Source organism: Pantoea sp. B270 (genome assembly GCF_018726825.1).
GTDB lineage: Bacteria > Pseudomonadota > Gammaproteobacteria > Enterobacterales > Enterobacteriaceae > Pantoea > Pantoea dispersa.
This window is the reverse complement of sequence record NZ_JAHCSX010000001.1, coordinates 1,666,539-1,679,698: the sequence shown is the minus strand read 5'-3', so window position 1 is coordinate 1,679,698 and position 13,160 is coordinate 1,666,539. Positions and strand designations below refer to the sequence as shown.

The following is a 13,160-nucleotide window of genomic DNA, read 5'->3' as shown; positions in this document are numbered from 1 at the left end:
TGAAATCTGACGGTGATGAGGATGCAATGAGAAGACTGATAACCACGCTGGCCATCCTGTTAGTGGTGGTCGTAGCGGGCATGACGGCACTGGTGTTGCTGGTCAATCCCAACGACTTTCGTACCTATATGGTACAGCAGGTAAAACAGCGCAGTGGTTATCAGCTTGAAGTGAGCGGCGACCTGCGCTGGCACGTCTGGCCGCAGCTCAGCATTCTGGCGGGCCGCATGAGCCTGACCGCGCCCGGCGCCAGCCAGCCGATGGTGACCGCCGATAATATGCGTCTGGACGTCAATCTGTGGCCGCTGCTGTCGCATCAGCTGAGCGTCAGCCAGGTGATGCTGAAAAACGCGATTATTCGCGCCACGCCGGACAGCGCGGTGCAGAAACCGCAGGGCGCGCCGATTGAGCCTGGCGACAGTGAACCGGCCATCGCCGCCAGCAATGGCTGGACCTTTAACATCAGTAAACTGCGCATCGCCGATAGCCTGCTCATCTGGCAGCAGCCGGGCGGTGACGAGTACAACTTCCGCGATCTCAACCTCAATCTGAATCAGGACGATAACCGGCAGGCCAGCGTTGAGCTGGCGACACGCGTGTCGCGCAATCAGCGCAATCTCAGCCTGAACCTGAAAGGGCAGATGGACGTGGCGCACTATCCGCACCGTATCAGCGGCCAGCTGGATGAGCTGGATTACACGCTGGACGGCGCGAACCTGCCGCCGCAGGGCATTAAAGGGACGCTGAGCGGGCAGGCGCAGTGGGATGGCGACCAGCAGCAGTTTGCGCTGAACAAGCTGCAGTTAACCGCGAATGACAGCGCCCTCGACGGCAGCGCTGAGGGCCGGCTGGCCCTGCCGCAGCAGCTCAACCTCGCGCTGCACGCGACCTCGCTCAATCTGGATAACCTGATGGCCAGCGCGCCCGCCAGCGATAACAGCACCACGCAGCAGGCTAACGTGATGCGCACGCCGGTGATCGCTGAGCCGCGCGCGCACAATAATGCCGACTCGCCGCTCAACAGCATGGATTTACAGCTGACGCTCGACGCTGACAGCAGCGTGTGGCGCGGTCTGACGCTCAGCAATCTGCAAATTGACGCCCGCAATCAGCGCGGGCTGCTGACGCTCAACAAGCTGCAGGGCAAATTTGGTGACGGCCACTTTTCCATTCCCGGCTCGGTGGATATCCGTCAGCCGGTCACGCAGGTGGCGTTTCAGCCGGAGCTGAGCAGCATTGCCATCGCGCCGCTGCTTAAAGCGCTGGAACTGCCGGCTTCGCTGCAGGGCACGGTCTCGCTCAAGGGCGACATCAGCGGTGCCGGGCTGAGCGTGGCGGAGGCGAAACAGAACTGGCAGGGCAATTCAGAACTGGAAGCGACTAATCTGCAGCTGGCGCAGCTGAATTTACAGCAGATGGTGCGCCGCGCCGTGGCGCGCGTCAGCAATCGCGTCAGTAACGATCAGCCGGATGATCAGGGAATTGAACAGTTAAGCGGGCGCATCAGCCTGAAGCAGGGCAACGTCACGCTGCCGGATCTGCAGGGCGGCAGCAGCCGGCTGGCGCTGCAAACCCACGGCAACGTGGATGTGGTGAAGCAGCAGCTGGATGTCACCATTAATATGATTCTGCGCGGCTGGCAGGGCGACGACCGGCTGGCGAAAGTACTCAACGGCCAGCCGATTCCGCTGCGCATGTACGGCAGCTGGGGCAATCTGCAGTATTCGCTGCCGGTGGATGACGTGGTGCGCCAGCAGTTGCAGGGCGAAGCCAAAACGCGCCTTAATCAGTGGCTGGATAGCCAGAAGTCTGCACCGCGGCAATAAAACCCGATGCCGGTGCGCATGAATGCGCACCCTACAAAAAACCGATGCTTTCCTTGTAGGGTCGCCATTTATGGCGACCAGCTAAGCAACACGCGATAAATCACGCCCCGGCACCGGGTTAAATAAACGGTGCGGGCGCGACCGGCACAATCTCGACTTTTTGCACCCGATGGTTCTCCACCTGCAGGGTGCGCAGCAGATAATCCCCGACGCGCAACTCCTCACCTTCGGCCGGTACGTGCTGCAGGCTATCCATCAGCAATCCCGCCAGCGTATGGTAATTGCGCCTCTCGTCGAGCGGCAGTGCCACATACAGCGCTAAATCTTCCAGCGGCATATGGCCGTTGGCGATCCAGCCGCCATGCTCTGCGGGCTGAATATCGTAACGGGCATCAATCTCTTCCCCTTCATTGGGCAGGTTGCCGGCGATGGTCTCCATCACGTCGCTCAGCGTCACCACGCCTTCTACCGAACCAAACTCATCCACCACAAAGGCAAAATGGGTGCGCGCATGGCGAAACTGCTCCAGCGCCTGCAGCAGGGTGACGCGCTCGGGAAACACCAGCGGCTGGCGAATCAGCGCACGCAAATCCAGCGATTTACTGTGCAGCGACTGATGCAGCAGATCAATCACATGCACCACGCCCAGCGGCTCGCGCCCCTGTTCGGTGATCAGCAGGCGCGTATGCTGGTTGCGGTCGAGTTTATCCATGATCGACTGTGGATCTTCGCTCAGATCAATATGCTCGACGTCATGGCGTGACGTCATGATGCTGTTAATTTGGCGCTGACCCAGGCCCAGCACGCGCATGATCATGCGCCGCTCCTGACGGTTAAACAGCGCTGCGCCCTGGTTATCGCTTAGCAGCGATGCCGTGTCGGCATCCAGATCGGCGCGCTGCGCTTCACCGCGCAAAATGCGCAGCACGGCTTCGGCGGTGCGCTGGCGCAGCGGTCGTCCGGCGGTAAGAAAACGGCGGCGATTAAATAGCGCCAGCTGATTAAAGATCTCAATCACAATCGAGAAGCCAATGGCCGCGTACAGATAGCCTTTCGGAATGACGAAGCCGAAACCCTCTGCCACCAGACTAAAGCCGATCATCAGCAGAAAGCTCAGGCAGAGAATCACAATGGTAGGATGGCCGTTAACGAAGCGCGTCAGCGGCTTGCTGGCCAGCAGCATTAACAGGATGGCGATGGTCACGGCGATCATCATCACCGGCAGGTCGTTGACCATACCGACGGCGGTAATGACGGCATCAAGTGAAAAGATGGCGTCCAGCACCACGATTTGCGCCACCACCGGCCAGAATTTAGCACCGCTGTTATTTTGACCCGATTCCTCGTCGCTGCCCTCCAGCCGGGCGTTCAGTTCGGTGGTGGCTTTAAACAACAGGAAGATACCGCCGCCCAGCAGCAGCAGGTCGCGTGCGCTGAAGCTGTGCTGGAAGAGGGTGAACAGCGGTTGGGTCAGCGTAACCAGCCACGACAGCGACGCCAGCAGCACCAGCCGTGATACCAGCGCCAGCAGCAGGCCGAACACCCGCGCGCGGTCGCGCAGCGTCGGCGGCAGCTTCTCCACCAAAATGGCAATGAAAACCAGGTTATCAATACCCAGCACCAGCTCAAGAACGATTAGCGTGACTAATCCTGCCCAGAGCGACGGATCGATGATCCACTCCCACATACTTTCATCACCATAATGTCTAAAAATGAGCTTAGTCTGATGATAGTTAATCGTCAGACAGGGTACAAATACGCCCCGGCCGCGCGGATGTCGCGGGCTGGCGGCTTATTAGGATTAATCTTACCTTGTTCAGCCGGGCGATAAGTGAAAAGTATGGATAAACATCCTGTGTGGATGAAGACCACTATTTATTCTTATCCGGCGGCAAAAGCGTACATTTTTAATGCGACTAATCTGAAGACGGGTATCGAATTATTCTGAAATTTGGCGTGAAATTGCCTGGCGGTGCTGGCATCAATACTTATGGCTGGTAGTCTTTTTCCTAAAATAGTGCAGGGAAGACGGGGCCTACTTGTAAACAAGCCAGTAATAACTAGTATAGCAACGTGTTAGTTAATGTCTGCGCCAATGTTGTTAATAGCGCGCTGTTTAGCTTCTTAATGTTGTGAATTGTGATCGTGCACGGGTTAAGGCGGGTATTTCCCGGCGTGGCGACAAAGCGCGGACAAAAAATAGGGTGTTGTAAGCGGTATTGGCAGCGACAGCCAAGGGCGGTAGCGTGCCTGATGTGGTTTTCACAGGTTAAGAATTGTCTGGCCTTGCGGCAAAAGGAAGTCAGACTAATCTGTTGGTATTTATCACAATTTTCTTGCTTAACTGGAAAGAGAATTGGCCTAAATGCCGGGGAGTTCGCCGCAGTTTGTCTCGCTGGTTTAGTTAGTGCATCGCTCATTAATTACTCAGGCTTAGGCGTTAGGGATTAAGGGAAATAAAATAAAAGAGTCAAATATGCGCGATAATGAATTTACATATAAAAGTCTTCTGACAAAAATTTTACTGGCGTGCTCGGATTTAATTTGTTTCAACGCGGCATTGTTTATTGCACTCGCGCTGATTAATTCGTTCGCCGATTCTCCACTGGCAGATATTTCTGAAAAAGACCTCAACTTAAAAATCGCCACCCATGTCTGCCTGTCCTTAATTTGTACAGGCTGGTTCTGGGTTCGCCTGCGTCATTATACCTATCGCAAACCCTTCTGGTTTGAGCTGAAAGAGATCTTTCGTACCGTTCTCATTTTCTCTGTCATCGATTTGTCAATTTCAGCATTATCACAATGGCAGATGTCCCGTTTTGTCTGGGTATTAACGTGGATTTTAGCGCTGGTGCTGATTCCGCTGGCGCGCGCTATTTCCAAACGCGTACTGAATCATTTCGGTATGTGGAAAAAGCAAACCATTATTATTGGCAGCAACCGTAACGCGCAGGAAGCCTGGCAGGCGCTGCAGAGCGAAGAGGTGATGGGCTTTGATGTGATCGCCTTCTTTGACGTCGATGGCAGCTGCCCGCAGGCCAGCATCTCCGGTGTACCGGTGCTGCATAACGAGCAGGAGCTGTGGCAGCTGACCAACAGCGAAACCCAGTTCATCGTCGCGGTTGAGTTTGAGCAGAGTCAGCACCGCGACCGCTGGCTGAAAATGCTGGCGATGCATAACTGTCGCTCGGTCTCGGTTATCCCGACGTTGCGCGGCGTACCGCTGTACGGCACCGATATGGCTTACATCTTCAGCCATGAAGTGATGATTCTGCGTGTGAATAACAACCTGGCGAAACGCACCTCGCGTGTCCTGAAGCGGGCATTTGATATCGTCGGCGCGCTCAGCATCATCATCGCGCTGTCACCTGCGCTGCTGGTACTCGGCTTCATGGTTGGCCGTGATGGCGGACCACCGATTTACGGTCACGAACGTGTGGGTCTCAATGGCCGCAAGTTCAAATGCCTGAAGTTCCGCTCCATGGTGATTAACTCGAAAGAGGTGCTGGAAGAGGTGCTGCGCACCGACCCGGTAGCCCGCGCCGAGTGGGACAAAGATTTCAAACTGAAAAACGATCCACGTATTACCAAAGTCGGTCATTTCATCCGTAAAACCAGTCTGGATGAGTTGCCGCAGCTGTGGAACGTTGTGCGCGGTGACATGAGCCTCGTTGGCCCGCGCCCGGTGATTGAAGATGAACTCTGCCGTTATGCCGGTGATGTTGATTATTACCTGATGGCAAAGCCAGGCATGACGGGATTGTGGCAGGTCAGCGGTCGTAACGACGTTGACTATGAGACGCGCGTCTATTTCGATTCGTGGTATGTCAAAAACTGGTCGCTGTGGAATGACATCGCGATTCTGTTTAAGACGGTCGGCGTGGTACTCAAACGCGACGGCGCTTATTGATAGACAGCAAGGGCAGGGGACGAAATAACGTTCCCGCCTGATAACTGCCGGTGCTGGGAGTGTCTGTAACTGATAACTGCCATTATCGAGCCCGAACAGAGCGGGTTATTAAGCCGCTTAACGATAACCCACTTTAATTGAAGTCGTCTGCAATCAGGATGACAACATAAACCAGGGAGCTAATGATAATGAACCTCAGTTTCAGTGTTTAATTCCTTGCCTTTATTTTTGTTAGACGCTTACACAGCGGCGTTTTCGCCTCTATCAATCATTAACTGATAGCGAAGAACCAGATGATAATGAAAACTAAATTGATACCGTTACTGGTATCCGCGACTTTCCTCTCCGGGTGCACCATCGAACCAGGTTCGCACCTTTCCACTAGCGGAAAAGATGTCATTGAGCAACAGGATAGCAATTTTGACATCGACAAATACGTTAACGTCTTCCCTCTGACGCCGCGTCTGGTTGAACAGATGCGTCCGAAGCCGCTGGTTGCTCAGGCTAACCCGCTGCTGCAGAACGAGATTCAGAGCTATCAATACCGCGTTGGCATCGGCGACGTACTGAACGTCACCGTATGGGATCACCCTGAGCTGACCACGCCGGCCGGTCAGTACCGTAGCGCCAGCGACACCGGTAACTGGGTGCAGGCAGACGGTACCATCTTCTATCCGTACATCGGTAAAGTGCGCGTTGCAGGCCGCACCGTGACGGAAATCCGCAGTGAAATCGCGCGTCGTCTGGCGCAGTTCATTGAAAGTCCGCAGGTGGATGTCAACGTGGCCGCGTTCCGTTCGCAGAAAGCCTACGTGACTGGTTCGGTCACCACCTCCGGCCAGCAGCCAATCACCAACGTGCCGCTGACCGTGCTGGATGCGGTGAACGCCGCGGGTGGCCTTGCCGCTGACGCCGACTGGCGCAACGTGGTGCTGACGCACAACGGCCGCGAGCAGCGCATTTCGCTGCAGGCGCTGATGCAAAACGGCGACCTGAGCCAGAACCATCTGCTCTATCCGGGCGATATCCTTTACGTACCGCGTAACGACGATCTGAAGATCTTCGTAATGGGCGAAGTGAAACAGCAGACCACGCTGAAGATGGACCGCAGCGGCATGACGCTGGCTGAAGCGCTGGGTAACGCACAGGGCATGGATCAAACCACCTCTGACGCCACCGGCGTATTCGTCATTCGTCCGATTCGCGGTGCTAACCGCACCAAGATCGCCAACATCTATCAGCTGAACACCAAAGATGCGGCGTCGATGGTGATGGGCACCGAATTCCAACTGGAGCCGTACGACATTGTCTACGTCACCGCAACACCAATCACCCGCTGGAACCGCGTGATTTCCGGACTGCTGCCGACCATCGTGGGTATCGACGATGCAAGCTCCGCAGCGCTGCGTTTCCGCAACTGGTCGGACTAAGGTTTTACCATGATTAAGTCAGTGTTAGTCGTCTGCGTCGGCAACATTTGCCGCTCCCCCACCGGGGAGCGTCTGTTTAAACGCGCACTTCCGCATACCCGTATCGCCTCAGCCGGTCTTGGCGCCCTGAAGGGCCACCCGGCGGATAAGACGGCCAGCGCCGTCGCCGCTGAACATGGCGTTTCGCTGGACGGTCATGAGGCTCAGCAGTTAACGGCCAGCATGTGCCGTGACTTTGACCTGATTCTGGTAATGGAGAAGCGCCACGTTGAGCAGGTGAATCGCATCGATCCGGCCGCGCGGGGGAAGACCATGCTGCTGGGCCACTGGCTTAACCAACAGGAAATTGCGGATCCGTACAAAAAAAGCCGTGAGGCCTTTGAAGAGGTTTACGGGTTACTGGAAAACGCTACCCAGAAATGGGTTAACGTACTAAGCCGATAGTTGGGAATATCCATGAATATCAAAAACAAGGTTATGACTGCGCCAAAAGAAGATTCGAATGGATGGGATCTGGCGCATCTTGTGGGACAGCTGATCGATCATCGCTGGATCATCGTGGCGGTCACCGCTTTCTTTATGCTGATGGCAACGCTCTACACACTGTTTGCTACGCCAATCTATAGCGCGGACGCTATGGTGCAGGTGGAGCAGAAAAACACCGCTTCGGTGCTGAACGAATTACAGGATGTGATTCCGACCACGCCAGCATCAGACACCGAGATTCAAATCATCGAATCCCGCATGGTGATTGGTAAAACCGTTAACGACCTCGGTCTGGACACGGTCATTCAGCAAAACTACTTCCCGGTAATCGGTAAAGGTCTGTCGCGCCTGATGGGCAACAAGCCGGCGCAGATTGCCATTTCACGCCTGGAAATTCCGCGCAGCATCGACAAACGTACCGTTGAGCTGGAAGTCACCGGTCCGCAGACCTATACCGTGAGCAAAGACGGCGACGAGCTGTTCAAAGGCCGCGTCGGTCAGCTGGAGCAGCATGGCGACGTCACCATGCTGGTGAGCGGCATTCAGGCTGACGAAGGCACCAGCTTCAGCGTCACCAAGCTGAGCGACCTGCAGGCGATTAAAACCGTACTCGGCGCGTTGACCGTCGCTGACAAAGGCAAAACCACCGGCGTGCTGGGCCTGGAGTTCCAGGATGAAGATCAGGAGCAGGCGAGCCGCGTGCTGAACCAGATCGTCAACAACTATCTGCTGCAGAACGTTGAGCGCAAGTCTGAGCAGGCAGAGAAGAGCCTCGAATTCCTGCGCACCCAGCTGCCTAACGTGCGTGCCAAACTGGATGATGCGGAAGACAAGCTGAACACCTTCCGTCGTCAGAACGAGTCGGTCGACATGTCACTGGAAGCCAAATCGGCGCTCGACTCGTCCGTTAGCGTCCAGAGCCAGCTGAACGAGCTGACCTTCCGTGAAGCCGAAGTTTCCCAGCTGTTCACCAAAGACCACCCGACCTACCGCGCGCTGCTGGAAAAACGCAAAACGCTGGAAGCGGAACAGGCGCAGCTGAACAAGAAAATCTCGGCCATGCCGCAGACCCAGCAGGAGATTCTGCGTCTGACGCGTGACGTGCAGGCCGGTCAGGAAATCTACATGCAGCTGCTGAACCGTCAACAGGAACTGGGCATCAGCAAGGCCAGCACCGTGGGTGATGTGCGCATCATCGACCGTGCCGAAACCAGCACCAGCCCGGTGGCACCGAAGAAGCTGCTGATTATTGTCGCGGGTCTGATTGTTGGTCTGATGCTGTCGGTTGGTCTGGTGCTGCTGAAAGCGCTGTTCCACCACGGTATCGACAACCCGGAGCAGCTGGAAGAGCTGGGCATGAACGTCTACGCCAGCGTACCGCTCTCCGAGTGGCAGCGTAAGAAAGACACCGAAGCGCTGGCGCGACGCGGCAGCAAAGAGAAGTCGGATCCGCACAACACGCTGCTGGCGCTGGGTAACCCGACTGACCTCTCCATCGAAGCGATTCGTAGCCTCCGTACCAGCCTGCACTTCGCCATGATGGAAGCGAAAAACAACATCCTGATGATCACCGGTGCCAGCCCGGGTATTGGTAAAACCTTTATCTGTGCCAACCTGGCGACGCTGGTATCCAAAGCAGGTCAGCGCGTGCTGTTCATCGATGGTGACATGCGTCGCGGCTATACCCACGAGCTGCTGGGTGCGGACAACAAGACTGGCCTGTCTAACGTGCTGTCGGGCAAGAGCGAGTTCTCGCCGGCGATGATTCAGAAGGGCGTGTACGGTTTTGACTTCCTGCCGCGCGGTCAGGTGCCACCGAACCCGTCTGAGTTGCTGATGCATCGTCGCATGCAGGAGCTGCTGGACTGGGCGAGCAAGAACTATGACCTGGTGCTGATCGATACGCCGCCGATTCTGGCTGTGACCGACGCTTCCATCATCGGTAAGCTGGCCGGTACCTCGCTGATGGTGGCGCGTTTCGAAACCAACACCACCAAAGAGCTGGATGTCAGCTACAAGCGCTTCGCCCAAAACGGTATCGAGATTAAAGGCGTCATCCTCAACGCCGTGGTCCGTAAAGCGTCGAATGCCTATGGTTATGGCTACGACTATTACAACTACGAATACGGCAAAGAGAGCAAAAGCTAAGCACTATCGGGGGCGGATTTTCCGCCCCTTTTTATGGCGCGTCTCTGGCTAAGCGCCATGCCTTGTGCCTCTGCAAAACATGCGGATACACCGCAGAGTATTGTAGCGGCGCGATTTATCGCGCAATAAATTGCGCCGCTACGGAACGTGCGGTGATTAAACGCATAAAACTGCGGCGGTGAAATTGATACCGCGAACATAATAACGATTTTTTCGGTGCGTTTTGCACCACCCAACATACACACAGCACAATCTTAGGTATTTCCGTGACGGTACGAAAAGTCTTATTGAAAAAGAATACTAACGGCATGATTTTTCAGAACAAAGCCGATTCCTTTCTACAGGCCGCTCGCGTTACCGTTGAATCTGGAACAGCTGTTTAAGAGGTGCTGGCAATGCAGGACATCCGCTTCTCAATTGTAATTCCCGCTTATAACGCGTCGAAATCGATTGTCACGACGCTGGATTGCGTCAAAGCGCAAACCTATCGCAACTTTGAAGTCATTATCGTGGATGACAAATCCGCTGATGCCGCGGAACTGGCGCAGGTGGTGCGCGGCGAGCGCTATCAGGATCTGGACATCAAACTGGAGCTGTCTGAGGTCAAACTCAACGGCGCCGGCGCGCGCAACAAAGGTATTGAACTGGCGCAGGGCGACTTCATCAGCTTCCTCGACGCCGACGACGAGTGGCACGCGGACAAGCTGCTGGAAGTGTGCGATACCATCCGCAAGCTGGAAGCGCAGGGTAAATCGCGCTATGTCATCTTCAGCCAGGTCAATATTCATCAGGACGGCAGCTTCCTCAAAGTGATGCCGATGCAGCCGCCGGGTAAAAACGAGACCGTGGCGGAGTACCTGTTTGGCTGTTACGGCTTTATCCAGACCAGTACCATCGTGCTGAAACGCGAAGATGCCGCCAGAATCCAGTTTGATGCGCGCTATATTCGCCATCAGGATTATGACTTCTGTATCCGCGCCGACCGCATGGGCTATGAATTTGTGATGATCGCCAAACCGCTGGCGACCTACCATCTGGTGACCAAATTTGGTTCCAAACACAAAGGCGAGTCGGTGAAGTACTCCTTCTTCTGGCTCGACACCATGAAGCCGCACCTGACGGCGCGCGATATCCATACCTACAAAGCGTTCAAGCTGCCGCTGCGCTACAAAATGGATGGCAATTCGCTGCTGGCCAGCGTCAGTTTTGCGCGCTACTTCTTCCTCACCAACCGTGATAACCGCGCCTACTTCATCAATCGCCTGGTCGATAAGCTGAAGTCGCGCTTCACGGGGCGAAGAGCGGTTTCCTGATCGATTTATGACTTTCACTTGCTCCCGCAGCGGGAGCATTTTTTCGGTTCCTGACACTCCGGGTATACAAATGACAAATCATGTTGGCACCATCGGTATCGTGATGCCGATGTACAACGCGCGCAACACCGTGCTGCGTGCGGTTGAGTCGATCGTGAATCAGACCTACAGCGACTGGCATCTCTACCTGGTCAATGATAAATCCACCGATGATTCACTCGCTTTTGTGCGCGAGCACTGCCAGGACGCGCGCATCACTATCCTCAGCAACGAGGTCAACCTCGGCGCGGCGGAAACGCGCAACGTGGGCCTGCGCGCGGCCAAAGAGGAGATCATTGCGTTTCTCGACAGCGATGACGAATGGTACGCGGAGAAACTGGCCGAGCAGGCCGCGGCGCTGGCCGCCGGCGACGACTTCGTGATCACCCATTATCACTACAAAACCAAAACCGCCGATCACGACATCAACTACCACAAACCTTATCTGCAGCAGGAAAACTTCGTGAAGAAGCAGTATCGCGTCTGCTTCTCCTCGGTGTGTTTCCGTCGTCCGCCACAGGGCATCTTCTTCCAGCGTAAAGGCCATGAAGACTTCCTGTTCCTCTATGAGCTGTTCCTCCGCTACAAACAAGCCCGGGTGATCCAGAAGACGCTGGTCAACTACTACGAGCTGGGCGATTCGCTGTCGCGTAACAAAAATAAAGCGGCGAAATGGCACCTCGAATTATTAAGAATTATCTATAAAAACAATCCTTTAAAAATCTATTACTATTACGGCTGGTATATGGTGAATGGGGTTCTTTTCACCCTTAAACATCGCTAAGACCCTGTGTCCTTCGCGCTGCCGCTACGTTGGCTGCGCACGTCCATCCCGGTCACTTACCTGAGTAAGCTCCCGGGAATGAACGCACTTGCCGCCTTGCGGCAACGCAAATGACTTGGGTCTGGATTTGAGCAATTTGAGGTGAAAAGTATCAGATGAAAAAGATTGTTTTGGTTATTAAGGATGCCTACTCCTACGCAGGCACGGAGAACATCTGCAACTTCATGTCGGAGTGCCTCGGTGAGGAGCATGCCGTCACCATTTACTCGCTGGAAGGGCACGGCAAAACCTTTTACCCGTTTGAGCGGGTGAAAGAGATTGTCAGCTTCGAAGGCCACAGCAACCCGATTAAAAGTGCCGTGGCGCGTATCCATCAGGAGGGCTTCGACAGCGTATTCCTGATCAGTATGGGGCGCCTGAGCGTGATGTTTGCCTTCTGGAACCTGATGGCAATGAAGAAAAAAACCTTCAAAGCCTACGCCTGCGAGCACATCGCTATTAACTCGTTCAGCAAGCCGATCAAACTGCTGAAGTGGCTGCTGCTGCGCTACTACGATCAGGTGATCGTGCTGACTGACAAAGACCATCAGGTCTTCACCCGCTGGCATATCCCCAGCCAGCAAATTCCTAATCCGGTAGTGTACAAATCCTGGCAGCGCAAGACGCGCAGCCGTCAGGCGCTGGCGGTAGGCCGCCTCGATAACCAGAAGGGCTTTGACCTGCTGCTGGATATCTGGGCCGACTTCAGCAAAAAACACCCGGAGTGGAAGCTGGTGATCGCCGGTGACGGCGAACTGCGCCAGCAGCTGCACGATCAGGCCGCGGCGCTGGGCATCACCGGCAGCGTTAACTTTGTCGGCAAAGTCAGCAATATCAATGATTACTACCGCGACAGCGACATGGCGCTGATGACCTCACGTTATGAAGGACTGCCGCTGGTACTGCTGGAAGCCAAATCCTGGTCGCTGCCGGTGGTGGCCTATGACTGTCCGACCGGACCGCAGGAGATCATCAACCACGGCGAAGATGGCTTCCTGGTGCCAATGAACGACAAAGCCACTTTCCTGGCGCGCATGGAGCAGCTGGCCAGCGACGATCGCCTGTTCTTTGCCATGAGCGAAAAGACCAAAGAGACGGCGCTGAAGTTTGACGGTAATCAGATCAAACAGAGCTGGCTGGCGCTGGTGTAACCACTTTTATCGTGCCTCGGGGATACCTTTTCGG

General features: G+C 55.3%; 9 protein-coding genes. 8 read left to right on the top strand and 1 reads right to left on the bottom strand.

Annotated elements, in window-relative coordinates; genetic code table 11:
• Positions 1-26: 26 nt before the first annotated feature.
• On the top strand, positions 27-1,826 hold the full coding sequence (asmA, locus tag KOL70_RS08125) for an outer membrane assembly protein AsmA (RefSeq protein ID WP_215480491.1): 1,800 nt from the start codon (positions 27-29) through the stop codon (positions 1,824-1,826).
• A gap of 118 nt (positions 1,827-1,944) precedes the next feature.
• Here asmA and KOL70_RS08120 read toward each other — a convergent pair whose 3' ends face one another.
• Positions 1,945-3,513: a TerC family protein gene (locus KOL70_RS08120; protein ID WP_058757290.1), complete on the bottom strand. Its 1,569-nt coding sequence runs from the start codon at positions 3,511-3,513 to the stop codon at positions 1,945-1,947.
• Positions 3,514-4,302: 789 nt separating this feature from the next.
• Between KOL70_RS08120 and wbaP the strand changes: the two genes are divergently transcribed.
• The 7 genes from wbaP (at position 4,303) to KOL70_RS08085 (ending at position 13,126) form a co-directional block, all read left to right on the top strand.
• Complete coding sequence (gene wbaP / locus KOL70_RS08115) at positions 4,303-5,736, top strand: undecaprenyl-phosphate galactose phosphotransferase WbaP (RefSeq protein ID WP_058780355.1); 1,434 nt, start codon at positions 4,303-4,305, stop codon at positions 5,734-5,736.
• A gap of 299 nt (positions 5,737-6,035) precedes the next feature.
• Positions 6,036-7,166, top strand: coding sequence for a polysaccharide export protein (locus KOL70_RS08110; protein WP_031280061.1), 1,131 nt, complete (start codon positions 6,036-6,038; stop codon positions 7,164-7,166).
• Positions 7,167-7,175: 9 nt separating this feature from the next.
• Positions 7,176-7,610: a protein-tyrosine-phosphatase gene (locus KOL70_RS08105; RefSeq protein WP_021509326.1), complete on the top strand. Its 435-nt coding sequence runs from the start codon at positions 7,176-7,178 to the stop codon at positions 7,608-7,610.
• A gap of 12 nt (positions 7,611-7,622) precedes the next feature.
• A complete protein-coding gene (gene wzc / locus KOL70_RS08100; RefSeq protein ID WP_021509327.1) occupies positions 7,623-9,800 on the top strand; it encodes a tyrosine-protein kinase Wzc in 2,178 nt (725 codons plus the stop codon).
• Between the two features lie 395 nt (positions 9,801-10,195).
• The gene (locus KOL70_RS08095) at positions 10,196-11,113 is read left to right on the top strand and encodes a glycosyltransferase family 2 protein (RefSeq protein ID WP_058757292.1); all 918 of its coding nucleotides are present in this window, start codon (positions 10,196-10,198) and stop codon (positions 11,111-11,113) included.
• A gap of 70 nt (positions 11,114-11,183) precedes the next feature.
• Complete coding sequence (locus tag KOL70_RS08090; protein WP_215480490.1) at positions 11,184-11,936, top strand: glycosyltransferase family 2 protein; 753 nt, start codon at positions 11,184-11,186, stop codon at positions 11,934-11,936.
• Positions 11,937-12,091: 155 nt separating this feature from the next.
• Positions 12,092-13,126, top strand: a complete 1,035-nt coding sequence (locus KOL70_RS08085) for a glycosyltransferase (protein ID WP_215480489.1) — start codon at positions 12,092-12,094, stop codon at positions 13,124-13,126.
• The last annotated feature ends 34 nt before the right edge of the window (positions 13,127-13,160 follow it).